This window comes from Microbacterium testaceum (assembly GCF_001476285.1).
Lineage (GTDB): Bacteria > Actinomycetota > Actinomycetes > Actinomycetales > Microbacteriaceae > Microbacterium > Microbacterium testaceum_B.
Map to the genome: position 1 here is coordinate 47,977 of NZ_LDRU01000082.1, position 25,295 is coordinate 73,271.

At 70.1% G+C, this 25,295-nt stretch carries 22 protein-coding genes and 1 tRNA gene; 11 read left to right on the forward strand and 12 right to left on the reverse strand.

Annotation, left to right across the window (positions count from 1 at the left end):
• Positions 1–21 precede the first annotated feature (21 nt).
• The 3 genes from NS283_RS13660 to NS283_RS13670 all read right to left on the reverse strand — a co-directional run bounded on the left by NS283_RS13660 (position 22) and on the right by NS283_RS13670 (position 2,186).
• A tRNA-Lys gene (locus NS283_RS13660) sits at positions 22–97 on the reverse strand.
• A 38-nt stretch (positions 98–135) separates the two neighbouring features.
• Positions 136–1,140 (reverse strand): FecCD family ABC transporter permease, encoded by a 1,005-nt coding sequence (locus tag NS283_RS13665; RefSeq protein ID WP_058597408.1) that lies wholly within the window; start codon positions 1,138–1,140, stop codon positions 136–138.
• A complete protein-coding gene (locus NS283_RS13670; protein ID WP_206542559.1) occupies positions 1,137–2,186 on the reverse strand; it encodes a FecCD family ABC transporter permease in 1,050 nt (349 codons plus the stop codon). Before NS283_RS13670 ends, NS283_RS13665 begins: the two co-directional genes overlap by 4 nt.
• A gap of 23 nt (positions 2,187–2,209) precedes the next feature.
• Between NS283_RS13670 and NS283_RS13675 the strand changes: the two genes are divergently transcribed.
• Positions 2,210–3,262: an iron-siderophore ABC transporter substrate-binding protein gene (locus NS283_RS13675; RefSeq protein ID WP_241492253.1), complete on the forward strand. Its 1,053-nt coding sequence runs from the start codon at positions 2,210–2,212 to the stop codon at positions 3,260–3,262.
• Positions 3,263–3,351: 89 nt separating this feature from the next.
• Here NS283_RS13675 and NS283_RS13680 read toward each other — a convergent pair whose 3' ends face one another.
• On the reverse strand, positions 3,352–4,023 hold the full coding sequence (locus NS283_RS13680) for a fasciclin domain-containing protein (protein ID WP_058597409.1): 672 nt from the start codon (positions 4,021–4,023) through the stop codon (positions 3,352–3,354).
• Between the two features lie 317 nt (positions 4,024–4,340).
• Between NS283_RS13680 and sigK the strand changes: the two genes are divergently transcribed.
• The 4 genes from sigK (at position 4,341) to NS283_RS13700 (ending at position 7,745) form a co-directional block, all read left to right on the forward strand.
• Positions 4,341–4,931 carry an ECF RNA polymerase sigma factor SigK gene (gene sigK / locus NS283_RS13685; protein WP_058597410.1) on the forward strand — a complete coding sequence of 197 codons (591 nt, stop codon included), beginning with the start codon at positions 4,341–4,343 and terminating at the stop codon, positions 4,929–4,931.
• Positions 4,928–5,725, forward strand: coding sequence for an anti-sigma factor (locus NS283_RS13690; RefSeq protein WP_058597411.1), 798 nt, complete (start codon positions 4,928–4,930; stop codon positions 5,723–5,725). Before sigK ends, NS283_RS13690 begins: the two co-directional genes overlap by 4 nt.
• A gap of 120 nt (positions 5,726–5,845) precedes the next feature.
• Positions 5,846–6,484: a hypothetical protein gene (locus tag NS283_RS13695; RefSeq protein ID WP_058597412.1), complete on the forward strand. Its 639-nt coding sequence runs from the start codon at positions 5,846–5,848 to the stop codon at positions 6,482–6,484.
• Between the two features lie 376 nt (positions 6,485–6,860).
• The gene (locus NS283_RS13700) at positions 6,861–7,745 is read left to right on the forward strand and encodes an aminodeoxychorismate lyase (protein ID WP_058597413.1); all 885 of its coding nucleotides are present in this window, start codon (positions 6,861–6,863) and stop codon (positions 7,743–7,745) included.
• Between the two features lie 84 nt (positions 7,746–7,829).
• On the opposite strand, the gene pstB is transcribed toward NS283_RS13700, so the two are convergent.
• From pstB to NS283_RS13720, 4 genes are all read right to left on the reverse strand, one after another.
• Complete coding sequence (gene pstB / locus NS283_RS13705; protein WP_058597414.1) at positions 7,830–8,609, reverse strand: phosphate ABC transporter ATP-binding protein PstB; 780 nt, start codon at positions 8,607–8,609, stop codon at positions 7,830–7,832.
• 20 nt (positions 8,610–8,629) lie between these two features.
• Positions 8,630–9,718 (reverse strand): phosphate ABC transporter permease PstA, encoded by a 1,089-nt coding sequence (pstA, locus tag NS283_RS13710; RefSeq protein WP_058597415.1) that lies wholly within the window; start codon positions 9,716–9,718, stop codon positions 8,630–8,632.
• Complete coding sequence (pstC, locus tag NS283_RS13715; RefSeq protein ID WP_193751253.1) at positions 9,715–10,734, reverse strand: phosphate ABC transporter permease subunit PstC; 1,020 nt, start codon at positions 10,732–10,734, stop codon at positions 9,715–9,717. The genes pstA and pstC overlap by 4 nt, the downstream gene beginning before the upstream one ends.
• Positions 10,735–10,892: 158 nt before the next feature.
• A complete protein-coding gene (locus tag NS283_RS13720; protein WP_058597416.1) occupies positions 10,893–12,020 on the reverse strand; it encodes a phosphate ABC transporter substrate-binding protein PstS in 1,128 nt (375 codons plus the stop codon).
• 158 nt (positions 12,021–12,178) lie between these two features.
• Between NS283_RS13720 and NS283_RS13725 the strand changes: the two genes are divergently transcribed.
• A complete protein-coding gene (locus tag NS283_RS13725; protein WP_058597417.1) occupies positions 12,179–16,117 on the forward strand; it encodes a Pls/PosA family non-ribosomal peptide synthetase in 3,939 nt (1,312 codons plus the stop codon).
• Positions 16,114–17,412 (forward strand): M1 family metallopeptidase, encoded by a 1,299-nt coding sequence (locus NS283_RS13730; RefSeq protein ID WP_058597418.1) that lies wholly within the window; start codon positions 16,114–16,116, stop codon positions 17,410–17,412. The genes NS283_RS13725 and NS283_RS13730 overlap by 4 nt, the downstream gene beginning before the upstream one ends.
• A 126-nt stretch (positions 17,413–17,538) precedes the next feature.
• Here the strand turns inward: NS283_RS13730 and NS283_RS13735 are convergent, their stop codons facing one another.
• From NS283_RS13735 to NS283_RS13750, 4 genes are all read right to left on the reverse strand, one after another.
• Positions 17,539–18,042 carry a 4'-phosphopantetheinyl transferase superfamily protein gene (locus NS283_RS13735; protein ID WP_058597419.1) on the reverse strand — a complete coding sequence of 168 codons (504 nt, stop codon included), beginning with the start codon at positions 18,040–18,042 and terminating at the stop codon, positions 17,539–17,541.
• Positions 18,039–18,977, reverse strand: a complete 939-nt coding sequence (locus NS283_RS13740) for an NUDIX hydrolase (protein WP_058597420.1) — start codon at positions 18,975–18,977, stop codon at positions 18,039–18,041. The genes NS283_RS13735 and NS283_RS13740 overlap by 4 nt, the downstream gene beginning before the upstream one ends.
• Positions 18,974–21,142 (reverse strand): RNA degradosome polyphosphate kinase, encoded by a 2,169-nt coding sequence (locus tag NS283_RS13745; RefSeq protein ID WP_058597421.1) that lies wholly within the window; start codon positions 21,140–21,142, stop codon positions 18,974–18,976. The genes NS283_RS13740 and NS283_RS13745 overlap by 4 nt, the downstream gene beginning before the upstream one ends.
• A gap of 113 nt (positions 21,143–21,255) precedes the next feature.
• Positions 21,256–21,948 carry a winged helix-turn-helix transcriptional regulator gene (locus tag NS283_RS13750; protein ID WP_058597422.1) on the reverse strand — a complete coding sequence of 231 codons (693 nt, stop codon included), beginning with the start codon at positions 21,946–21,948 and terminating at the stop codon, positions 21,256–21,258.
• Positions 21,949–22,066: 118 nt separating this feature from the next.
• Here NS283_RS13750 and NS283_RS13755 point away from each other — a divergent pair, with 118 nt between their 5' ends.
• The 4 genes from NS283_RS13755 (at position 22,067) to NS283_RS13770 (ending at position 25,290) form a co-directional block, all read left to right on the forward strand.
• A complete protein-coding gene (locus tag NS283_RS13755; protein ID WP_058597423.1) occupies positions 22,067–22,357 on the forward strand; it encodes a hypothetical protein in 291 nt (96 codons plus the stop codon).
• 133 nt (positions 22,358–22,490) lie between these two features.
• Positions 22,491–23,090 (forward strand): FABP family protein, encoded by a 600-nt coding sequence (locus NS283_RS13760; RefSeq protein ID WP_058597424.1) that lies wholly within the window; start codon positions 22,491–22,493, stop codon positions 23,088–23,090.
• A gap of 2 nt (positions 23,091–23,092) precedes the next feature.
• Positions 23,093–24,181: a CAF17-like 4Fe-4S cluster assembly/insertion protein YgfZ gene (gene ygfZ / locus NS283_RS13765; protein ID WP_058597425.1), complete on the forward strand. Its 1,089-nt coding sequence runs from the start codon at positions 23,093–23,095 to the stop codon at positions 24,179–24,181.
• Positions 24,178–25,290 (forward strand): FUSC family protein, encoded by a 1,113-nt coding sequence (locus NS283_RS13770; RefSeq protein ID WP_193751215.1) that lies wholly within the window; start codon positions 24,178–24,180, stop codon positions 25,288–25,290. The genes ygfZ and NS283_RS13770 overlap by 4 nt, the downstream gene beginning before the upstream one ends.
• Positions 25,291–25,295: the final 5 nt, after the last annotated feature.

The window sequence follows — 25,295 nt, forward strand, 5'->3', positions numbered from 1 at the left end:
TCTCCGTTCAGTTCGGAATCATGGTGGGCCCGGAGGGGCTCGAACCCTCGACCCGCGGATTAAAAGTCCGATGCTCTGCCAACTGAGCTACAGGCCCTCGGTCCCAGCCTAGCGGGCGCGGCGGGGGTGCCGTGCTCACCTGCGAGAGCGGGCGACGATCCAGAACAGGTACGCACCACCCACCGCCGCGGTCAGCAGACCGACGGGGATCTGCAGGGGAGCGAGCGCGCGCTGGGCGACGACGTCGGCCACGATCAGCACGACGGCCCCCGTGAGGGCGGATCCGACGAGGGGGATGCCGCTCGTCCCCATTGCGCGACGAGCCAGCTGCGGTGCGGTGAGGGCGACGAAGCCGATCGGGCCCGCGACCGCTGTCGCCGTTCCGGTCAGGAGCGCGGCGACCACCACGAGCGCGAGGCGCGCGCGACCGGTGCGGACGCCCAGCGACCGCGCGGTGTCGTCGTCGAGCTCAAGGGCGCGATAGTCGCGACGGAGCGCGACCAGCGCGGCGCTGAGCACGCCGAGTGAGGCGAGGAGCAGCACGACGTCATTCGCGGAGGTGGCGGCGAGACTTCCGTGGAGCCACTGCGTCGCGTTGCGCGCGACGTCGAGCGGAGCGCGCGTGAGCAGGTAGTCGTTGACCGCGGCCAGGAGGGTCGTCAGGGCGATGCCGGCGAGGATCGTTCGCTCCCGCGAGATCCCGACGCTGCGGGCGATCGCCATGACGACGATGACGGTGAGCAGCCCTCCCGTCCACGCGCCGATCGCGGGAGAGGGGGGAGGAGTGATCAGGGTCAGCCCGATGAGCGCCCCGGTCGCCGAACCGGCGGTGAAGCCGACGATGTCGGGACTGGCGATCGGGTTGCGCGCCAGGGTCTGGAAGACCGCCCCGGCCAGACCCAGGGCGGCCCCGATGAGAAGCGCGGCAATGAGGCGTGGCATCCGCATGCCCATGACGACGACAGTGGTTCGTGAATCGGCGCCGCCGGATAGAGCGGATGCCACATCCCCGAGCGATGCGTGGAACGAACCCGTCGTGAGCCCGATGCCGGCTGCGGCCACGGCGACGACGATCAGGATCGCCGTGACCGCGAGCGTGCGTCGATGTCGTGACAGCCGGGTCCGCGAGGGCGCGCTCATCGGGTTCTCCGCAGGATCAGCCAGAGGAGGAGCGGAGCGCCGAGGAAGGCGGCGACGATACCCGCCTCGACTTCGCCGGGGAGGGCGATGACGCGCCCCACGATGTCGCTCGCGAGCGTCAGTGCGGCACCTGTCACGGCCGCGAGCGGAAGGGAGACGGGGACGGATCCGCCGACGGCCCCGCGGACGGCGTGCGCGACGAGCAGACCGATGAAGGCGAGCGGCCCCGCCGCCGAGGTCGCGGTGGCGCAGAGCACGGTGATCGCCGCGCCCGAGGCGATCGTCACGAGGGCGGGGGAGACCCCGAGGGATCGGGCCAGATCCCGTCCCAGCTGGAGGTGGTCGAGGCCTCGTGCGACGACGGCGGCGAGCGCCATCCCGACGATGGCGAACGGAAGCAGCTGCGCCGAGACGTCGGCATCCCTCCGTTCGAACGAGCCGACCGCCCAGAATCGGAACGACTCGAACGTGGTGTCATCAGCGAGGGTGATGATGCCGACGATGGCGCTGAGGCAGGCGCTCAGGGCGACGCCGGCGAGGATCAGACCGACGGTGTCGTTGCGCCGGTCGGGCCGTGCGGCGGCGTTCACGAGCAGGGCGGCTCCGCCCGCCCCGGCGAACGCGAACCAGACATAGCCGCTGGCGGTCCCCACTCCGAAGGCGGCGATCGCGACGACCACGCCGAGCGCGGCACCCGCGTTCACCCCGAGAAGCCCGGGGTCGGCGAGCGGATTCCGGGTGAGCGCCTGCATGAGGACGCCGGCGACACCCAGGCACGCTCCCGCGAGCAGGGCCGTGAGGGTGCGCGGCACACGGAGCTCGTGGACGATGACGCCGACGGTATCCCGGCGTTCCGAGAACAGGGCGGACAGCACGTCCACGGGGGCGAGGGCCCGCGATCCGACGGCGAGGCTCGCGACGACGAGGACCGCAAGAAGAGCGGAGACCGCGACGATCAGCACGATCGCGCGAGAGCGCGCCGAACGACGACGCGAGTCCAGCTGTGCCGCAATCCCCGGTGAGCTGGCAGCGGCCGAATCGAGCACAAAGGTAAGGGTATCCTAACCGTGTGACCCTCTTTCGTTTCTCGTCTCCGCACATCCGTCATCGTCCTCGACGAGCGGTCCTCGCCCTCGGGGCGGCCCTCGCCCTCGTACTCAGCGGCTGCGCCGGGGCCGGCGCACCGTCATCGACGGTCGACGCCGAGGCGGGGGCCACCGGCACCTGGGTGGTCTCGCGCGATCTGGAGCCCGGCATGGGTTCGAGCGAGGCCGACGGCGTCTTCCCGCGCGAGGTGACCCACTTCGGCGGGGTCACTTCGATCACCGCGAAGCCGACGCGCATCGCCGTCGTCTCGACCGGTCAACTGGACGTCCTCTTGGCTCTCGGAACCGTGCCGGTCGCGGCGACGCGCGCCGAGAACAGCGGCCTCGTTCCCCAGTACCTCCAGGACGCCTTCCCCGACGAGGCGGCGCCGCTCGCCGCGATGGCCGACATCGGCAAGCGGACGGAGCCCGACCTCGAGGCCATCGCCCAAGCCGACCCCGACCTGATCCTCATAAACTCCACGCGGGGGACCGAGCTGTACGACGCGCTCTCCGCCATCGCCCCCACCGTGCTCACCAAGGGCAACGGCGTGAACTGGAAGAGCGACTTCCTGCTCATCGCGGACGCCCTCGGTCAAGAGGGGGAGGCGCGCGGCATCCTGGATTCACTCCAGACGGACAGCGCGACGTTCGCCGAGACGCACGCGGCGGGGGAGCCGACGGTCTCGTTCCTGCAGTCCACCGGGGACCGCACGCGCATCATGGGGGTGCCCTCGTTCGCCGGGGGAATCGCCGAAGACCTCGGTCTCGGGCGACCGGCCTCTCAGCAGTTCGATGACACGTCGCAGGACATCAGCGCCGAGCAAATCGATCTGGCCGATGCCGACCACGTGTTCTACGCCGGGATCGGCGAGGGGACGGCCTTCATCGAGGATGCGCCGCTGTGGAAGACACTCGGCGCCGTTGCCGACGGCCGTGCCGTCGCGGTCGATTACGACCCCTGGTTCACCAACGCCGGGCCTGTCGCCGCACGCCTCGTTCAGGATGAGATCGTGCGCGCGGTGGACGGCGACTGACCGGCACGAAAGAGCGAGCGCCGGACCCCCTCGCCTGGGGTCCGGCGCTCGCCGTCAGATCCGATCCGAGGATCGGCCGGGTGCGTGACTTACGCAGCCGGGGGCATCAGCACCGTGTCGATGAGGTACACGGTCGCGTTGGCGGTCTTCACGCCACCGCAGATCACCTTGGCGTCGTTGACCATGAGGTTGTCGCCCGAGCCCGAGACGGTGACGTCCTGTCCCTCGACCGTGGCGTGGGTGCCGTCGATCTCGGACGGGCTGAGCTGACCGGCGACCACGTGGTACGTGAGGATCTTGCTCAGCGTGGCGCTGTCGGTCTTGAGGCCGTCGACGGTCGCGGCGGGGATCTTGGCGAACGCGTCGTCGACCGGAGCGAACACGGTGAACTCGCCGCCGTTGAGCGTGTCGACCAGGTTCACGTCGGGGTTCAGCTGGCCGCTGACGGCGGCGGTGAGCGTCTTCAGCAGCGGGTTGTTCGAGGCGGCGGTCGCGACCGGGTCAGCGGCCATGCCTTCGACCGAACCGGCGCCCGAGGGGACGGCGGCGGCGTAGTCGGCGCAACCGGGGCCGACGAGGTCGGACGCAGCGTCCATCGAGCCCGAGGAGGCCGAGGGCGACGCTGCCATCGAGGGGGCGCTGCTGGTCTCTTCGCTCATGGAACCACCCGAGGTGGTGCCACCCGAGCAGGCGGTGAGAGCGAAGGCCGAACCCAGAACGAGGGCGAGACCAGCAACGACAGGCTTCTTGTTGGTGAGCATGACATTCCTCCGAAATCGTTCGGATCGCATTCACGATCCGTCAGGGACACCCCGGTGCGGGTGGTTCGCCGTGGAGCGGCTTACACGGGGTCTTCGGGACCCCAGGGCGATCGGATTGGCGTCGAGGCGGAATTCGTTCTCGAACGAGAGACTCCGAGATGGAAAACCCCAGGTGAGAGGCGAGGAAATATTCTGAGGAATATTTTCTATCAGCTCGGAAGAAGGTCGATCCGCGCGCATAACGGTTCCGTACCCGATGTCCCGACGCGCGGCCACCCGGTCGGGTCGCGTCGTCGACATAAGAGAGGATGGATGCCATGGTGATCGACGGCTTCGACCTGCCCGACGAGGGCTCGGATCGCGCCGACCACGTGGGCGATCTCATCCAGCGCGTCGCGACGGGCGACCGGGATGCGTTCGCCGAACTGTACGACGCGCTGTCGCCTCGGGCTTTCGGTCTCATCCTCCGGGTGCTCGTCGACCGGGCCCAGAGCGAAGAGGTGCTCCAGGAGGTCTTCCTGGAAGTGTGGCAATCCGCTGCGCGCTTCACTCCGAAGAGAGGCCAGGGAAGATCGTGGGTCCTCACGATCGCACACCGGAGGGCGGTGGACCGCGTGCGGTCCGCGCAGTCCAGTGTCGATCGAGATGTGCGCGCGGGCTTCCGCGATATGGACGTTGCCTATGACAACGTCGCCGAGAAAGTCGAGATGAAGATCGAGGGGAGACGCGTCGTCGATGCACTGGCGGCGCTTCCCGAGGCCCAGAAAGAAGCGCTCACGTTGGCCTACTTCGGTGGATACAGCCAGAGTGAGATCGCTACTCTCGTCGGTGCGCCCCTCGGGACCGTCAAGACGAGAATGCGTGACGGTTTGTCACGCTTGAGGATGGAAATGGGGGTGGACAAGTGAACGAGAGGGAATTCGCCGACCTCGCAGCCGGTCACGCGCTGAATGCGCTATCCGATGCTGACGAACGCGCGTACCAGGAGGCACTTGCGAGCAATCCCCACTGGGAGTCGCACGTCCGCGACGCAGCCGAGGCGATCGCCGCCCTGAGCGCGGTCATCGAGCCCGTCGACCCGCCGCCGTCGGTGCGCGCCTCCCTCATGGCTCGTATCGCCGACGTTCCTCAGCAGGCAGTCGGGCCGGTCACCACCCCCGATGTCGACCGCGACGACGAGGACTACGCGGCGGCAGGTCCCGCGCCGGTCGTTCCGGATGCCACTTCCTCGCGCCCCGCGAGCTGGGGCCGTCGTCGCTGGTTCACGCTCGCGGCATCCATCGTCGCTGTTCTGGTCCTCGGCTTCGGGGCGGCGTCGTTCGGCCAATACCTCACCCGGCCCGCGGCCGTCATCGCCCTGCAGCAGATCGAGAGCGCGCCCGACGCGCAGTCCGCTTCGGTGTCGATGCCGGACGGCGGCTCCGCGACCGCGCACTGGTCTGCCTCGACCGGGCAGAGCGTGCTCGTGACCGACGGCATGCCGGCGCTCAGCGACGACCAGACCTATGAACTGTGGTTCGTGCGGGGCGAGACGCCGATCGCCGCGGGCATCTTCGAGACGGATGCCGATGGCCGGGCGACAGCGATGCTCGATGGAGAGTTCCACTCGGGCGACGTCATCGCGGTGACGGTCGAACCGGCGGGCGGCTCGCCCGACGGGACGCCGAGCTCCGCACCGGTCGTCGCGGTCGCCACCGCTTGAGGCTGCTCGAGCGAGGTCCCTGAGTCTCACGAGCGCGGACCCCGACGCTCGCGATCGAGATCCCTGAGCTTGTCGAAGGGACCGGAGCCCCTTCCCCGGCTGACCGCCTAGCCTGGAACGATGAGCGATTCGCCGCGCGAGTTCCACAAGCCGATCCGACGTCCCGCTGAACTGTTCGACCGTCTCTTCGCCGCCGACGACCCCGCCGAGGTCTCGCGTGTCGCGCACAGCACCGCTCACGCTCTCCTCGCGCGCGTCCGCGCGGATCCGAGCGTCGACATCGTCGAGCGTCTCGTTGCCTTCACCGACGACCACGGCATCGATGACATCGCCGAGCTGTGGTCGCGGTCACCCGCGCGCTCCCTCCCGGGGGCACTGTGGCGTCTCTACCTGCTGCAGCTCATGATCCACGACGATGCGGCGACGGCGGCCCTGCTGTACGAGCGAGGGCGGGTCGAGATGGCGACGGTCGACCCCGTCGTGGTCGGCGCCCCTGCGCCCGCCGGCCCCGAGGAGCTCGTGCAGCTGATCGACACGATCCTGAGGGGACTGTTCGAGGGCGACTTCGCCGTGGCGCTGGACCGCGCCGCCGCGTTCTGCCGCGTGCAGGCGTCGGGGTCGACGCATCTCGCCGACGACTACGAGAACACCGAGTCGGAGCGGGCCTCGGCGTTGACGACGCGCGCGCTTCGGCTGTCGACGTACGCCGAGGATCTGTCGGCCGCCGCGGCGCTGTGGCGGCGTGATGCGCTGACCTGAGGGTGCTCCCGGCCCCTTCGACAGGCTCAGGGACCTCGCGTGAGCGGGTGGCGTCGCGGGTGCGGGTGCCGTCGCGTGGGCCGTGCCTCGCGTGAGCCGGTGGCTGAGCCTGTCGAAGCCGGCGGCGGAGAGAGCGCGGCGGGAACGGTGGCTGAGCCTGTCGAAGCCACCCGCAGGAGAAACCCACCGCGGAGAAGAAAAGTGCCGGACCGCAGAACGCCTCTCGGCGCATGGCCGCTCAAAGCGGCAGAAGATGGAGCCCGGGGTTACTGCGGCCCGGCATGAAAAGTGTAACAAGCGTCAGCCGTCGACATTCCCTCCGGAGGCCCCGTTGACAAGACCCGGGCGTGTCGTGGCCCGAGCGTAGGCTCGCTCCATGGCTTTACGTTTCGCCCTCATGATCGACCCCGTGGCATCCGATGATCGACGCGAGAGCTTCGACGACGCCTTCACCGTGGTCGACCCCCTCGGTCCGGCGTTGCCCCTCGGTGAGCTGAGCGCGCAGCGCGGCGACGGTGTCTTCGAGTCGCTCGGTGTGGTCGACGGGCACGCTCAGGAGGTCGGTCCGCACCTGGATCGCCTCGCGCATTCCGCGCACCTGCTCGACCTTCCGGCTCCGAACGCGGCTCAGTGGCGCGCGGCGATCGCGCGCGTCGCCGCCGAAGCCGGGCCGGGGGAGAGCGTGATCAAGCTCATCCTCAGCCGGGGCATCGAAGAGGGGTCGTCGCCGACCGCGTGGGTCACCCTTGCGACCGCGCCCGAGAACACCCGCGCCCGCACCGAAGGGGTGCGCGTCGTCACCCTCGATCGCGGGTACCAGCTCGACGTCCCCGGGCGCGCGCCGTGGCTGCTGCTCGGCGCGAAGACCCTCTCTTACGCGGTCAACATGGCCGCGATCCGCGAAGCGAAGCGCCGCGGAGCCGACGACGCCGTGTTCGTGACGACCGACGGATACGTGCTCGAGGCGCCGACGGCATCCGTCATCCTCCGTCTCGGAGACAGGTTCGTCACGCCCGAGCCCGCCGCCGGCATCCTGCACGGGACCACTCAGCGAAGCCTGTTCGCCCACCTCGCGCAGCGTGGCTTCTCGACCGTGTACGAGCCGGTGCTCCTGAGCGACCTCAGAACCGCGGATGCCGCGTGGTTGCTGTCGAGCGTCCGTTTGGCCGCGCCGATCTCGGCGGTCGACGGCGTCGAGAAGACCGTCGACCGCGATCTGACCGACGAGCTGAACGCGTACCTGCTCTCGCCCCGCGACTGACTCCCGGAACCGACGGACCAGACACGTCCGCCCCCCGGAAACGACGATGGCCCCGCCGAAGCGGGGCCATCGCGCGACGCGGGTTTATCCGAAGCGTCCCGAGACGTAGTCCTCGGTCGCCTGGACGGTCGGGGCGGTGAAGATCGTCGCGGTGTCGTTGTACTCGATGAGCTTGCCGGGCTTGCCGGTGCCGGCGATGTTGAAGAACGCCGTCTTGTCGCTCACGCGCGAGGCCTGCTGCATGTTGTGCGTCACGATCACGATCGTGTACTCGCTCTTCAGCTCGCCGATCAGCTCCTCGATCGCGAAGGTCGAGATGGGGTCGAGGGCCGAGCACGGCTCGTCCATCAGCAGCACGTCGGGCGAGACGGCGATCGCGCGCGCGATGCACAGGCGCTGCTGCTGACCACCCGAGAGGCCGCCGCCCGGCTTGTCGAGGCGGTCCTTGACCTCGTTCCAGAGGTTGGCGCCCTGCAGCGACTTCTCGACGAGGGCGTCGGCGTCGCTCTTCGACATGCGCTTGTCGTTGAGCTTCGCGCCGGCGAGCACGTTCTCGCGGATCGACATGGTGGGGAACGGGTTCGGACGCTGGAAGACCATGCCGACGTGGCGGCGCACCAGCACCGGGTCGACCCCGGGGCCGTACAGGTCGTCGCCGTCGATCAGCACGCGGCCCTTGACGTGTCCGCCGGAGATGACCTCGTGCATGCGGTTCAGCGTGCGCAGGAACGTGGACTTTCCGCAGCCCGAGGGGCCGATGAAGGCGGTGACCGAACGCGGCTCGATGTCGATCGAGACGCCCTCGACCGCGAGGAAGTCGCTGTAGTAGACGTTGAGGTCCTGGACCTCGATGCTCTTGGACATGGGGGTGTGCCTTTCCGCGCTCAGCGGGACTTCGGTGCGAACAGGGCCGCGACGATCCGGGCGATCAGGTTGAAGATGACGACGAGGACGACGAGGAGGAAAGCCGCGCCCCAGGCGTTGGCCTGGGAGGCGTCGATGTCCTGCCCGGGGAAGCTGTACGCGGTGTACGCCATGACCGGCAGGGTCTGCATCGGACCCTCGAAGGGGTTGGAGTTGAAGTTGTCGGTGAAGCTGGCGGCGATGAAGATCGGCGCCGTCTCACCCACGACGCGGGCCACGGCCAGCACGACACCGGTGATGATGCCCGAGGCTGCCGTACGGAGCACGACCTTGATGATCGTCGCCGAGCGCGGCACGCCGAGCGCGAGAGATGCCTCGCGCAGGTCGGCCGGCACCAGGCGCAGCATCTCTTCGGTGGAGCGGATGACGATGGGGATCATCAGCACGCACAGGGCGATGGATGCCGAGAACCCACTGAACGCCTTCGGACCGACGATGAGGCTGAACAGCGAGAACGCGAACAGACCCGCGACGATCGAGGGGATGCCGGTCATCACGTCGACGAGGAACGTGATCGTGCGGCGCAGGGGATTCGTGGGCAGCGCGTACTCGACGAGGTAGACGGCCGCGAGGACGCCGACCGGAACCGAGATGAGCGCGGCGATCCCGGTGATGATCAGTGTGCCGGCGATGGCCTGCCACGCGCCGGCGGTCGCGACGACCGCGAGGGTGTTCGGGTCGAAGGTGGTGCCGCCGACCTGGGTGATGAACTGCAGGTTCACCACGGCGAGTCCCTTGGAGATCACCGTCCACAGGGTCGACACGAGAGGCGCGAGAGCGAGAAGGAACGCGGCGGTGACGAGTCCGCGGACGATGCGGTCGACAGCCTTGCGGCGGTTCTCGACGATCGCGGAGCCGACGCCGATCGCGATCAGGTAGATCACGGCGGTCAGGATCAGCCACACCGCGAGGTTGAAACCGCCGAAGAGGAACTGCACGGCGGCGATCACCACGGCGACCCCGACGAGCAGGGCGGGTTCGATGAACCGCGGAAGCTGCCCGCTGGTCAGGGCCAGGGGAGCCGAAGCCGGGACGGCGGAGGCGGTCACGAGCGCTTTCCTCTCTTGCGGCCCTTCGCGCCCGGTCCCGTCGCCGAGATGATGTAGCGCGCGAGCATGTTCACCGCGAGCGACACCACGAAGAGCATCAGGCCCGTGCCGATGAGCGCGGAGCGCTGCAGGTCGGTCGCGATCGGGAAGTTCAGGGCGATGTTGGCGGCGATGGTCTGGGAGTTGTAACCGTCGGTCAGCAGGAGCACCGAATAGATGAGGCTCGGCGAGATGATCAGGGCGATGGCCATGGTCTCGCCGAGGGCGCGACCGAGACCGAGCAGCGTCGCCGACACCATGCCGCTGCGCGCGTACGGGAAGACCGCCAGGCGGATCATCTCCCAGCGCGTGGCACCGAGGGCGAGAGCGGCTTCCTCGTGCAGGCGCGGGGTCTGCAGGAAGATCTCTCGGGTGATCGAGGTCACGATCGGCAGGATCATCACGGCGAGCACGACGCCACCGGTGAACATCGTGGAGCCGGTGGTCGACACGGGGCCCTGGAAGAGCGGGATCCAGCCGAGGTACTCGTTGAGGAACTGGCTCACGGGCAGAAGGAGCGGGCGCATCACGATGATGCCCCAGAGGCCGAAGACGATCGAGGGCACCGCCGCGAGCAGGTCGACGACGTAGCCGAGCGCGCCGGCCAGTCGACGGGGTGCGTAGTGCGAGATGAACAGCGCGATGCCGATGGCGACGGGGGTTCCGATCACCATCGCGATGAGCGCGGCCCAGATGCTGCCGAAGAGCAGCGGACCGACGTACTCCCAGAAGCTCGACCAGTTGCGGTTCTGATAGCCGGCGAGGTCGCCTTCGCTCCAGTTCGCCGTGATGGCCGGGAGGCCTCGGATGATCAGGAAGATCGCCACGCCGGCGAGGATGACCATGATCGACACAGCGGCCGTGGTCGACAGGCCGAGGAAGACGGTGTCGCCGACGCGACGCTTCCCGACGATGCTGGCTTTCGGGGTGCTCGGTGTCGCGGCGTCGGTCGCGGCGTCACTCACGGTGTCAGTCACGGGGGACCTCATGCTCGGCACGGATCAAGGGGTGCTCCTCGGTCGGGTTCTCTCTGAGGATGTTCGGCTCAGCGGAACGGTCGATGCTGAATCGACCCCTCCGATCAGCCCGGCCCGGTCCGCACGGGAGGTGCGGACCGGGCCGAGTCCGAGAGGTGTTACTTGATGGCCGCGAGCGTCTCCGCAGCAGCCGAGAGGACCGAGTCCGGCAGCGGGGCGGAGCCGGCGTTCTTCGCGGCGACAGCCTGGCCCGTGGTGCTCGTGACGAAGCCGAGGTACGACTTCACCAGCTCGGACTGCTTGGTGTCCTTGAAGGTGGTGCAGGTGACGGCGTACGACACGAGCGGGATCGGGTAGGTCTCGGCGGTCAGCTTCGAGTAGTCGAACTTCTTCGACAGGTCGCCCGGGACGCCGTTGCTGGCGTCGACGGCCGCGGCCTCGAACGTCGCGGTGACGGCCTCGGCGCTGTAGGGGATCGCGGTGCCGTCCTGGATGATCGCGGCCGCGTTCAGGTCGCCGATGGCGGAGTGGTCGGCGTAGCCGATGGTGCCCGAGCCGGCCTTGACCGCCTCGACGACGCCGGAGCCGCCCTTCTGCTTCGACACGTTGCCCTCGATCGGCCAGTCCTTGCCCGCGGGCGAGGTCCAGACCGACGACTGCGTCGCGGCGAGGTAGTTCGTGAAGTTCTGCGTGGTGCCCGAGCCGTCCGAACGCGCGACGGTCGTGATGGGACCGGCGGGGAGCGCCGTGCCGTTGTCCTTGGTGATGGCCGGGTCGGACCAGTCGGTGATCTGCAGCGCGAAGATCTTCGCGACGGTCTCACCCGAGAGCTTGAGGTCGGTCACGCCGGGGACGTTGAAGATGATCGCGACACCGTCGAGGTAGATCGGGATGTTCACGCCACCCTCGGTGCAGAGAGCCTTCGACTGCGCGGTCTGGTCGGCGTTGAGGGGGGCGTCCGAGCCGGCGAAGTCGTACGCGCCGCTCAGGAAGTTGGTGACACCGCCGCCGGAGCCCTGCGACTTGTCGTAGTTGACCGTCACGCCCTTGACCTGCGCGTTGTAGGCGGCGGTCCACGCGGCCTGCGCGTTGGACTGGGCGCTCGAGCCACCCGCGGTGATCGTGCCCGTGAGGTTCGGGTCGAGCGTCGCCGTGACGTCGGACGAGGTCGGCGATGCCGAGGTGCCCGCGGCGTCGCCGGAGCCGGAGGGCGAGGAGCAGCCGGCGAGAGCGAGGGAGGCGACGGCCGCCACGGCGCCCAGCTGAACGAATCGGGAGAGCTTCACTGTGTGAATCCTTCGTATGTCGGGGACACGAACCCGGTGCAGGGTTCTCCCGCACGGTAAACACCGACTCTTACGAGAGTGCGTTGTGCGGGTGAACGGAAGGTGAACCGCTCCCGCCTGACCGGGACGTTTTCTTCGGCGGTATACGCTTCACCCCCGTGACGACCCCCGCCTCCGCCGCCCAGGCGCCGCTCGATCGTGTGAGCGCCGCCCCGCCCGCCCGCACGCTCATCGATCTGCTCGCCGACGTCGCGGCTCGGCATCCGGAGGCCTCGGCGATCGACGACGGCTCGGGCGCCCTCAGCTATCGCGAACTGCTTGCTCGGGTGTGGCGGACAGCGGGTGCCTTTCACGCCGCGGGCGTGCGCCGCGGCGACCGCGTCGGCGTGCGCATGCCGTCGGGGTCCAAAGAGCTGTACGTGTCGATCCTCGCCGTGATGGCCGCCGGAGCGGCTTACGTGCCGGTGGATGCCGACGACCCCGACGAACGCGCTCGGCTGGTGTTCGGCGAGGCGGGTGTGAAGGGCATCATCGCGGGCGACGGAGAGTTCGTCGCCGGCGATGACGATCTCGTACGCCTGTACGAGGGGGACGCTCCGCATCCGAGTACGAACGCCATTCCGGTCGTGGCGCCGCCCACGGTGGACGACGACGCGTGGATCATCTTCACGTCCGGCTCGACCGGCGTGCCCAAGGGCGTCGCGGTGTCGCACCGATCGGCTGCCGCCTTCGTCGAGGCCGAAGCGCGCCTCTTCCTCCAGCAGGAGCCGCTCGGTCCGGGCGACCGCGTGCTCGCGGGGCTCTCGGTCGCCTTCGACGCCTCGTGCGAAGAGATGTGGCTCGCGTGGGGCCATGGAGCCTGTCTCGTCCCCGCCCCGCGCTCGCTCGTGCGCTCGGGCGAGGACCTCGCGCCCTGGCTGCTGCGCCAGGGCATCACCGTGGTCTCGACGGTGCCCACGCTCGCGGCGATGTGGCCGGCCGACTCGATCGAGAACGTACGCCTGCTGATCTTCGGCGGTGAGGCGTGCCCGCCCGAACTGGCGGCACGACTGGTCGCCGAGGGGCGTGAGGTGTGGAACACCTACGGACCCACCGAGGCGACGGTCGTCGCGTGTGCGGCGCCGCTCGACGGCACCCTTCCCGTGCGTATCGGCCTGCCCCTCGACGGCTGGGCGCTGGCGGTCGTGGATGCCGAGGGTCTTCCCGTCGCGGAGGGACAGGTCGGCGAGCTCATCATCGGCGGCGTCGGTCTCGCGCGCTACCTGGACCCGGCGAAGGACACCGAGAAGTACGCCCCCATGCCCACGCTCGGCTGGGAGCGGGCGTACCGTTCGGGCGACCTCGTGCGCTTCGATCCCGAGGGACTCGTCTTCCAGGGCCGCGCCGACGATCAGGTCAAGGTCGGCGGGCGTCGCATCGAGCTCGGCGAGGTCGAGTCGGCACTGCAGGACCTCGCCGGGGTCAGCGCCGCCACTGTCGCGGTGCGGACCACCGAGGCCGGGGTTCCGGTGCTCGTGGGGTATCTGGTGATGGATGCCGGGGTCGACCTCGATCGCGGAGCGGCCCGTGCCGCACTCGCCGAGCGTCTCCCCGCCTCGACGATCCCGCTGCTCGGCGTCGTCGACGAGCTCCCCGTGCGCACCTCGGGGAAAGTCGACCGTGCAGCGCTCCCGTGGCCGTTGCCGGGTGTCGATGCGCCCGCCGCCACGGATTTCTCCGCCGACGAAGCGTGGCTCGCCGAGCAGTGGCAAGCTGTCCTCGGCCTTCCCGTGACCGAGCGGAAGGCCGACTTCTTCGACCTGGGCGGGGGATCCCTCGCCGCCGCGCAGCTCGTCTCACGGATCCGTGCGCGCGTGCCCGAGTTCTCGGTGGCCGACATCTACGACGTCCCCCGCCTGGGGGCGATGGCCAAGGCGCTCGGCCCGCAGCTGAGCGACGAGGGTCCGGCCGAGTTCCACCGCGCGGCGCCGACACCCCGGACGACGCAGTGGGCGCAGACCCTCCTCGGCGCACCGCTGTTCATCCTCGCCGGCGTGCGGTGGCTGCTGTACCTGCTGACCGCGTCGGCGATCCTGCACCTCCTGCCGGGTTTCGAGGTGCTCCCGACGGTGCCCTGGCCCGCCCTGCTGATCGGTCTGCTCGTGTTCGCGACGCCGTTCGGGCGCATGGCGATCGCCGTGGCATCCGCTCGTCTCCTGCTCGCGGGAGTGCGTCCGGGCGACTATCCGCGCGGAGGGTGGGTGCACATCCGTCTGTGGCTCGCCGAGCAGATCGCCGACCAGGTGGATGCCGTGGGCCTCGCCGGTGCGCCCTGGGTGTCGTACTACGCCCGGGCGCTGGGTGCGCGCATCGGCCGCAACGTCGACCTGCACGCACTGCCGCCCGTGACCGGGATGCTCGTCGTCGGCGACGGAGCGTCGATCGAGCCCGAGGTCGACCTGACCGGCTATTGGATCGACGGCGACCTCGTCCGCATCGGGGAAGTCCGCATCGGAGCGGATGCCACGGTGGGAGCCCGCTCGACCCTGGCCCCGGGCACGCGGATCGGTCGTCGCGCCGAGATCGCTCCCGGCTCCGCGGTGTTCGGCCGGGTCAAGGCGGATCAGTCCTGGGCCGGCTCGCCCGCCGTCCGCGTCGGCGGAACGGCGAAGGGCTGGCCGGGAGAGCGCCCGCCGGCTCCGACGCGCTGGCTGTGGGCGTACGCCGCGTCGGCCGTGGTTCTCGCGCTGCTCCCGCTCGCGGCGTTCACCGTCGGCGGTCTCGTGATCGCGCAGGGCATCCACGGGGCCGACAGCCTCGGTGAAGCGACCGCGCGGGCCTTCGCCTGGCTCGTGCCGGCGGTCGCGGTCACGGGCGTCGTGTTCGCGGCATCCGTGGTCCTTCTCGTGCGGCTGCTCTCGATCGGTCTCGTCGAGGGGACGTTCCCCGTGCGCAGCCGGGTCGCGTGGCAGGCATGGAGCATCGAGAGACTCCTGGATGCCGCGCGCACGATCCTCTTCCCGCTGTACTCGTCGCTTTTCACCCCCGTGTGGCTGCGCCTGCTCGGCGCGCGCGTCGGGCGTGACGTCGAGGCATCCACGGTCCTTCTCATTCCGTCGATGACCCGTATCGAGGACGGGGCGTTCCTCGCCGACGACACCATGGTCGCGTCCTACGAGTTGCGCGCCGGGTGGCTGCGCCTCGGGCCGGTGCGCATCGGCAAGCGCGCGTTCCTCGGCAACTCGGGAATGGCGGCCCCCGGACACCGCGTGCCTCGAGACGGTCTCGTGGCCGTGCTGTCCGCCGCTCCGCTGAAGGCGAAGCCCGGCTCGTCGTGGCTCGGCTCCCCGGCGGTGCGCCTGCGGCGGCTGTCGGCCGAGGGCGACGAGTCGCGCACGTACCAGCCGACCCCGGGCCTGCGGCTCGCGCGCACGCTGTGGGAGCTGTGCCGCTTCGTGCCGGTGGTCGTCACCTGCGGGATCGGCCTCGGCGTGCTGTTCACCCTCGCCGGCCTGTGGGATGCGGTCGGACCGGTGTGGACGCTCCTGCTCTCGGGTGTTGTCCTGCTGGCGGCGGGCGCGGTCGCGGCGGCCGTGTCGACCGCGGCGAAGTGGGCGATCGTCGGGGTCATCCGGGCAGGAGAGCAGCCCCTGTGGTCGAGTTTCGTCTGGCGGACCGAGGTGTCCGACACCTTCACCGAGATGGTCGCGGCGCCGTGGTTCGCTCGCGCCGCGTCCGGGACGCCGGCCCTCGCGGTGTGGCTGCGCAGCCTCGGCGCGCGGATCGGCACGGGCGTGTGGTGCGAGAGTTACTGGCTGCCCGAGCCCGACCTCGTGACTCTCGGCGACGCATCGACGGTGAACCGCGGGTGCGTCGTGCAGACGCACCTTTTCCATGATCGAATCATGAGTATGGACACCGTCGAGCTGGAACCCGGGGCGACCCTCGGCCCGCACAGCGTGGTGCTGCCGGCATCCACGCTCGGCGCTCACGCCACCGTGGGCCCGGCTTCTCTGGTCATGCGTGGCGAGACCGTCCCGGTCGGCTCGCGCTGGAGCGGAAACCCCATCGGCCCCTGGCGTGCGGTCAAGGTGCGCGCCTACCAGTCGACGTCGTGAGCGGCGGCGACCCCTACGCCCCGCAGAGCGGCGACGCGTCGTACGACGTCGAGGAGTACGACCTCACCCTCAGCTACCGCGTGCGCACCAATCGCCTCGAGGGGGTGGCCACGATCACCGCCGTCGCCCGGCAGCCGATCGCCTCGTTCGCCCTCGACCTCGTCGGACTCCGCGCCACACGCGTGAAGGTCGACGGAGTGGCAGCGCGTCACACGAGCGGTCCTCGCGCGTTGCGGGTCACCCCGCCGCGCGCTCTCGCCGGCGGTGCGTCGTTCCGCGTCGAGGTGGTCTACGCCGGTTCGCCGGCCCCGCGGCGCTCGCGCTGGGGGACCGTCGGGTGGGAGGAGCTGACCGATGGCGCTCTCGTCGCGGGACAGCCGACGGGTGCACCCACGTGGTTCCCCTGCAACGACCGGCCTGACAACCGCGCGCGCATGCGGCTGGAGGTCACGGTCGACGACGGGTACACGGTCGCGGCCACCGGCGTCGCGGGGGCGACGACACGGCGCGGCGGTCGCACCACGACGACCTTCACGTCCGGGGTCCCGACCGCGACCTACCTCGCGGCGGTGCACGTCGGGCGCTATCGCACCCAGGTCCTGGTGGGAAGCGGCGTCGACGTGGTCCCCGTCGTCAGCGTGACCGCCCCGCCCGCCCTCACCGCGGCCGCCGACCGGGCCTTCGCCCGCGTCCCCGACATGCTGCGCGTGTTCGACAGGCTGTTCGGCCCGTACCCGCAGGAGGCGTGCACGCTCGTTGTCACCGCGGACGAGCTCGAGATCCCACTCGAAGCGCAGGGGCTGGCGGTGTTCGGCATGAACCACCTCGTCCCGGCGGCGCAGCGTCTCGTCGCCCATGAGCTCGCGCACCAGTGGTTCGGCAACAGCGTCGGCATCGCCCGATGGAGCGACATCTGGCTGAACGAGGGCTTCGCTTGCTACGCGGAGTGGCTGTGGTGGGGCGCCTCAGGTGGCCCCTCGATCCGGGCTTCCGTCGCCGAGAATTACACCCGGCTCGCCGCGAAACCGCAGGACCTGCTGCTCGTCAATCCCGGACCCGACGACATGTTCGACGATCGCGTCTACAAGCGCGGCGCTCTCGCGCTGCACGCGGTGCGTCGCGCGCTCGGCGACGACGCCTTCTTCGCGCTGCTGCGCGGCTGGACCGCCGACCACCGCCACGGTCTCGTCACGACCGACGACTTCCGCGCCGCGGTCGAGCGGGCCGGGGGAGCGGATGCCGCTCACCTGCTGTCGCGCTGGATCGACCATCGCGAGCTGCCCGCGCTGCGCTGACGCCGCGCTGATTCGGTGCTGCGGCGGCGCGGAGGCGTGCGCGATGGAGGATCAGGGACGCAGGGAGGATCCGCCGTGGGGATCGGCCCTCCGCTCGTCCCTGGTCCTCCTCCTGTCACGCGTCGCTCACGGATGACGGGTGAGCACCGCGACGGCGACCACGACCCCCTCGGGCCCCTCGACGTCGTACCCGTCGAACGCCGGGCCGTCGTCGATCGCGCCGCTCCACGTGCCGTCGTCACGCGCGTCGATCCGCACGCGCGCCGGATCGACCTCGAGCCCCCGCCCGTCGGCCTTCACCACCGCCTCGAGCCGCGCCCACGCCCACGCATCCGCGCCCGGCATCACGCGGTCCAGGCCGGACGCGTCGGCGGGCACGGCGTCGAGCCCTACGCGCCCCTCGCCCTCGAGCGTCGCGACCACCGCCCAGCGCCCGGCGTAGGAAACGGATGCCGCTGCCTCCACGCCCGAGACGCGCAGGCGCCCGTGGTCGCCACCGCACCGCGCGCAGCGCGACGAGAGCCGCGCTCCGGGCAGGAGTTCGCTCACCAGCGCCCGCGACACCGACCGACGCGCCACCCCGCCGGCGATCTCGCGCCACGCGACGCGGACGCCGTCGGGGAGGCTCACACCGGTGGCTCGTGCGTCTCGATGGCGACGATGCCCGCACCCGGGTGATGGACGGGGATGTGCACCACCGAGAACCCGCCGGTCTCGAGCGCCGACGAACTGCCGAGGTAGGAGCCGCGCATCGTGCCGGTCGCGAGCGCCAGCTCGTGCATGATGGCCGGCAGCACCGGCCCGTGGCTCGAGATCACAACGGGCTTTCGTGCCCGCACCCGTTCGCCGACGACTCTCCGGACGTCGGCGCGACCCTCTTCCCAGGCGTCCTGGCTGATGTCGGCCGTCAGCTGGATCTTCAGCGCCAGTGCCTGCGCGAGCGGCGTCACGGTGCGCACGCAGCGCTCGGCGGGACTCGACACGATCCGACGCACCCCGAACGCGAGCAGGGGGCCGACGATCGCGTTCGCCTGCTTGCGTCCGCGCGGGGCGAGGGGGCGCTCGGCATCCGGACCCTCCCACTCCTCGCGCGGGCGGGCCTTGCCGTGCCGGAGCGCGATGATCGGGAAGGTCGGCAGAGCCTTCTCGTCGACGAGTCGGATGAACTCGTCGAGGATCTCGAGGTCGACCGGGTAGCTCAGGTTCTTCCGGGCCTTCTTGAGGCTCATCCACTCGATGGCGGCGACCTCTTTATTCGGCACGAAGGTCGACGTGCGCACCGCGGCATCCGACGCCTCGGCGGCCCAGTAGTGCACGATCTTCGTCCGCGAACTCGGCATCCGATACCGAGAGACACCGACGGGCACCCCGAGGGCGACACGGATGCCGGTCTCTTCGCGGATCTCTCGCACGGCGGTCTCGGCGAGCGTTTCGCCGGGGTCGACCTTTCCCTTGGGCAGCGTGACGTCGCGGTACTTCGTGCGGTGGATCAGCAGGACCCGCAGCTTGCCCTCGACCTCGCGCCAGACCACGCCTCCCGCCGCGTAGACGGCGGTTTCACTCACCGTGCCGCCCGCGCGCGCCGCTTGCGCTGCACGCGTGCCATCGTGTGCTCCTGCAGATCGATGAGAGGCGCGCCCTCCGCGTCGACACTGTGCCGGATCCACTCGCCGTCGGCGTTCAGGTGCCACGACATGGTTCCGTCGTCCATCGCGAGGTCGAACAGGGTCGACAGCTCCTGCAGCTGGCTCGGATCGACGACCCGCACGAGCGCCTCGACACGGCGATCGAGGTTGCGGTGCATCATGTCGGCGCTGCCGATGTAGATCTGCTCGTCGCCGTCGTTCGCGAACGAGAAGATGCGCGAGTGCTCGAGGTAGCGGCCGAGGATCGAGCGCACCGTGATGTTCTCGCTCATCCCCGGAACCCCGGGCTTGATCGAGCAGATGCCGCGCACCCAGACCTCGACGGGAACTCCCGCTTGGCTCGCACGGTAGAGCGCATCGATGATCTCTTCGTCGACCATCGAGTTGACCTTGATCCGCACGCGAGCGGGCTTGCCCTCGAGGGCGTTGCGGCGCTCCTTGTCGATGTGGCGGAGCAGGCCCTTGCGCAGGTGGAGCGGCGCGACGAGGAGGCGCTTGAACTTCTTCTCGATCGCGTACCCGCTCAGCTCGTTGAACAGGCGGGTGAGGTCGCGCCCGACCTGATCGTCGATCGTGAACAGACCGAAGTCCTCGTAGATGCGGCTCGTCTTGGGGTTGTAGTTTCCCGTCCCGACGTGGCTGTAGTGGCGCAGGCGCCCCTCTTCCTCGCGGATCACGAGCGCGAGCTTGCAGTGCGTCTTGAGTCCGACGAGGCCGTACACGACGTGCACCCCGGCCTTCTCGAGCTTGCGCGCCCAGACGATGTTGTTGGCCTCGTCGAAGCGCGCCTTCACCTCGACGAGGGCGAGCACCTGCTTGCCCGCCTCGGCGGCGTCGATCAGGGCCTGCACGATCGGGCTGTCGCCCGAGGTGCGGTAGAGCGTCTGCTTGATCGCGAGGACGTGCGGGTCGCGCGCCGCCTGCTCGAGGAAGGCCTGCACGCTCGTCGCGAACGACTCGTAGGGGTGGTGCACGAGGACGTCCGCCTTGCGGATCGCCCCGAACAGGTCGGCGCGCCCGTTCTGCTCCGGCGGTTGGAACGCCAGTGCGGTCTTGGGAACGTGCGGCGGGTAGTGGAGGTCGGGCCGGTCGATGCGCGAGAGGTCGAACAGCCCGCGCAGGTCGAGCGTGCCGGGGAGGCGGTAGACCTCCTGCTCGGTGATGTCGAGCTCGCTCAGAAGGAGCGAGCGCGTGACGTCGTCCATGTCCTCGGTGATCTCGAGGCGGATGGGCGGGCCGAAGCGTCGGCGGAGGAGCTCGGCCTCGAGGGCCTGGATGAGGTTCTCGGTCTCGTCTTCCTCGATCGTCATGTCTTCGTTGCGCGTGAGCCGGAACGCGTGATGATCGAGCACCTCCATGCCCGGGAACAGGTCGCCGAGGTGGTTGGAGATCAGCTCCTCGAGGGGGAGGTACCGCACGCCCGGGCCCTCGCCGGGGACCTCGACGAACCGCGGCAGCATCGGTGGCACCTTCAGGCGCGCGAACTCCTGGCGACCGGTCCGCGCGTTGCGGATGCGGATCGCGAGGTTCAGCGACAGTCCCGAGATGTAGGGGAAGGGGTGCGCGGGGTCGACCGCAAGGGGCATGAGGACGGGGAAGACGTTGTGCTGGAAGTACTCCGTCAACCGCTCGGCGGTGGGCTCGTCGAGCGAGTCCCACGTGACGACCTCGATACCCGCCTCGGCGAGGGCGGGCCGGACCTTCTCGGTCCACGCCGCCGCGTGGCGGAGCTGGAGACGGTGCGCTTCGGCCGAGATGTCGGCGAGGACGTCGAGGGGAGCGCGACCGACGTTGGTCGGGACGGCGAGCCCGGTGATGATGCGACGCTTCAGACCGGCGACGCGCACCATGAAGAACTCGTCGAGGTTGCTCGCGAAGATCGCGAGGAAGTTCGCGCGTTCCAGGACGGGGACCGTCGGGTCTTCGGCGAGTTCGAGCACGCGCTGGTTGAAGGCGAGCCAGCTGATCTCACGATCGAGGTACCGGTGGTCGGGCAGCTGGTCGTCCGCGGCCTCGATCGCCTCGTCGAAGTCGTCGTCGTCCGCGTCGCCGAGGCCCGCGTCGAGAGCGTCGTGTTCCATCATCCCCACATCATTGCAGGGGTCGGTGACACGGGAGTGAACACGCGGTACGCGCGCCGCACGCGCGGGTGCTCAGAGGCGGAAACTCAGAAGTGGAAACTCGGGCCGCGGGTGGCTCACGCGGGAGCGGATGCCACGGGCGGCTGGTCGTCTTCGTACACGTTGAAGCGGTAGCCGACGTTGCGCACCGTGCCGATGAGCTGTTCGAGGTCGCCTAGCTTGGCGCGCAGGCGCCGCACGTGGACGTCGACCGTGCGGGTACCGCCGAAGTAGTCGTAGCCCCACACCTCGCTGAGCAGCTGCTCGCGCGTGAAGACGCGCGAGGGATGCGTGGCGAAGAAGTGCAGGAGCTGGAACTCCTTGTAGGTGAGGTCGAGCGGCTTGCCGTGGACCTTGGCCGAGTATGACGACTCGTCGATCGTGATGCCGGAGGTCTGGATGCGCGTCGACACCTGATCGGCGCTGCGCCGCCCCATGGCCAGGCGGATGCGAGCGTCGATCTCGGCCGGACCCGCGCCCACCAGGACGACGTCGTCGACGCCCCAGTCGGTCGAGACCGCGGTGAGACCGCCCTCGGTGATGACGAGGATCAACGGGGCTTCGATGCCCGTCGTCGTGAGGATCTTGCACAGCGACTTCGCGCCGACGAGGTCGAAACGCGCGTCGACGAAGACGATGTCGGCGCTCGGGGCATTCACCAGCTGAGCCGGCTCGGCGGGGATCTGGCGCACCCGGTGGCTCAGAAGTTCGAGCGCAGGCAGAACGGCACCACCGCCGGGGGCGGAGCTGAGAACGAGAAGTTGAGCCACGCGGTCCTCCCAGTGCGGGCTGCCGCACACCCGCCCATCTTAGGGTGAGGCACGCCACCACGCCGCACGCCGCCGTCCGGGGCGTGCGTCACGCCGCGGTCTGAGCAATGATGGGGGCATGTCGACGCCCGACCTCGTACCGCGCCGCACCTACGGTGGCGTGATCGCCGTGTGGGTCCTGGCCGTCATCGCGGGGGTGGCGATCGGCATCCTGGTGCCGGCTCCGTGGCGCGCGCAGTGGATCACCGTGGCCCTCGGGGGATGCGTGGTCGCCGCCTTCGCGATCCAGCTCTGGTACGGGCGGTCGCAGGCCTTCATCCAGCGCATGGCCGCGAGCGTTTTGGGCGCTCTCGTCGTTCTCGGACTCATCACGGCCGGCTTCGGTCTGGCGGCCATCGTTCCCCGCTAGAGTTGAGGCATGAACCTCCTCGCGCTCGAACTGTTCTTCGTGGGACTTCTGGGCCTGGCGTCGCTGGCGATCGCCTTCGTCTCCGGCACGGTCATCTGGAACCTCTTCCGCGGCCAGCGCTGATCGGCATCTCGTGATCGAGATTCCGACGGACCTTCCCGCCGACCTCGTCCCCCTCTCGTGGCTCCTCGGCGTCTGGGAGGGCACCGGGGTCATCGACTACGAGGCGGACGGTCGTTCCTACTCGGGCGAGTTCGCGCACCGCGTGAGCTTCAGCCACGACGGCGGGGACTTCCTGAACTACTCCGCGGACGCGTGGCTCCTCGCCGGGGAGGAGCGGCGCCCCCTCGTCTCCGAGATCGGCTACTGGCGCGTCGCGCGCCCCTCCGGCGGCGCTGACGCCGGTCCGGCGCTGCTCCCGCCGACCGAGTCCGCGGTCGTCCGCACGGCCGACGACGTCGAGAAGCTCCGCAACGACGACGGCGGGTTCGACCTCGAGGTGAGCCTCGTGCATTCGGACGGCGTCCTCGAGCTGTACGTCGGGCAGGTCAAGGGCCCGCGCATCGACCTCGCCACCGACGCCGTCGTGCGCACGGCCGGCGCGAAGCCGTACACCGCCGCGACCCGTCTGTACGGGCTCGTCGACAACCACCTGCTCTGGGCGTGGGACATCGCCGCTCTCGGGCGCGAGCTGGGCTCGCACGCCTCGGCGCGTCTCGCGCGGGCGGAGTGACGATGGCGACGCTCGCGGACGTCCCCGGCGCCGTGGTCGACGATCGCGGTCTGCGTCACGTCGGTTCCCCGGTCGCGGAGCAGCGACGCCTGGCATCCGGGTCCGCTCTCGCCCCGCTCGGCGACCGTGGTGTCATCTCGGTCGGTGGTGAGGACCGCCGCAGCTGGCTGGATTCGCTCTCTTCGCAGGCGCTGACGCACCTGGCGGCGGGCGTGTCGACCGAGATGCTCATCCTCGATCCCCAGGGACGCGTCGAGCACGCCGCTTCCGTCGTCGACGACGGAGAGACCTCGTGGCTCATCGTCGACAGGGCCGACGTCGAGGCGCTCGCCGGGTGGCTCACGCGCATGCGGTTCCGCCTGCGGGTCGAGGTGAAGGACCGCTCCGACGACCTGTTCGTCGTAGGCGGTACACGCGAAGCGGTCTCGGCGCTGTCGGCGGTCGCGCCGGTGTGGGTCGACCCGTGGCCCGACGTGTCGCCCGGAGGATGGGCGTACGCGCGTGTCGAGCCGCACCCCGGCTCCGAGCGTGACTGGGCGGAAGCGATCCTGGATGCCGCCGAGTTCGATCGCGTGATCGATTCCGCCGTACGCGGAGAGGTCGCGCTCGCAGGCCTCGACGCCGTCGAAGCGCTGCGCGTGGCCGCGTGGCGCCCGCGCGTCGGTGTCGATGCCGACGAGCGCCTGCTGCCGCACGAGATGGACTGGTTGCGCACCGCGGTTCACCTGTCGAAGGGCTGCTACCGCGGTCAGGAGACCGTGGCGAAGGTCCACAACCTCGGTCACCCGCCCCGGCGCGTGGTCGCCCTGCAGCTCGACGGCAGCGACAACGTGCTTCCGCAACGGGGCGACGAGGTCCGCGCGGGTGACGCGGTGATCGGGGCCATCACCTCGGTCGCCGTCCACCACGAAGAGGGACCGATCGCGCTCGCGCTGATCAAGCGCACCGCGCCGGAGGGTGTGCCGCTCGTCGTCGAGACCGCCGACGGTCCGCTCGCGGCCGCGCAGGAGACCGTCGTGCCCGCTGATGCGGGTGCCACGGCCTCGATCCCGCGGCTCCCGCGCCTCGGTCGTCGTCGCGCCGCGGAATGACCGGGGACGACGCGTCGACCACCACCGTCGGGGTGGCGGTCGCGCGGCCCGGATGGCGCACGGCCCTCGCGCGCCGGAGTGTCCGGGTGCGCGAGTCGCTTCCGGCGATCGCGCAGATCGTCGTCGCGGCCACGGCCGCCTACTGCTTCGCGCATTTCGTGCTCGGACACTCCGTCCCCCTCCTCGCCGCAACCGTGACGGTGTCGAGCCTGGGGCTCGTGCGCGACGCCCGCCCGTGGCGCGTGGCCGAGACCGTCGCCGGGATGCTCGTCGGCATCCTGATCGCCGAACTCGTGCTCCTGATCGCGGGCGCAGGGTGGTGGCAGATCGCGGTCGCGATGACCGTCACGCTCATCGCCGCGCGCTTCCTCTCCCCGCAACCCGGCTTCGCCCTCGCGGCGGTCGTGCAGTCGCTCATCGCGCTCGTCCTCGTCTCGGGGGTGCCGTTCCTCCGACTCGTCGACGGGGCCGTCGGGGGAGTGGCGGCCCTCATCGTCACGGCCCTCATCCCGCGCACCCTGCGCCGCACCGAGCTGCGTGACGCCGACGAGCTTTTCGACGCGCTCGATGTGGCGATGAACACCATCGTGCGCGCGCTTCGCCGGGGTGACAGAGCCCGTGCCGAACGCGGGCTCGAGCGCGCGCGCTCGCTGCAGACCTATGTCGACGCGTGGAGCGGCTCGCTCGAGTCCGGTCAAGAGGTCGCCCGGATCTCCCCGTTCCTCCGACGGCAGCGCACCGAGCTGCAGCGTCACGCCCGCGTGCGTGAAGCCCTCGACCTCGCGACCCGCAACCTTCGCGTGGTCGCTCGCCGCGCCGCCTACCTGTGCGCCGACGGACAAGCACGTCCGGTTCCCGCCGACCTCCTCGCGGAACTGGCGCGCGGTGCGGCTCTGGTGCGGGACAGCCTCGACGACATCTCGCTCGAGCCGGCTGCCCGATCGGCCGTGGTCGCGGTGATCCGCCGCCTCGATCCGGCGGCGCTGCTCCCCGGTGGCGGGGTCGGCGAGCTCAACCTGGTGGCCGCGATGCGTCCGTTGGCCGTCGATCTCCTGGTCGCGGCGGGGATGCCGTCGGCCGAGGCGCGGGCCCTGCTCCCGCGCATCTGAGAGCG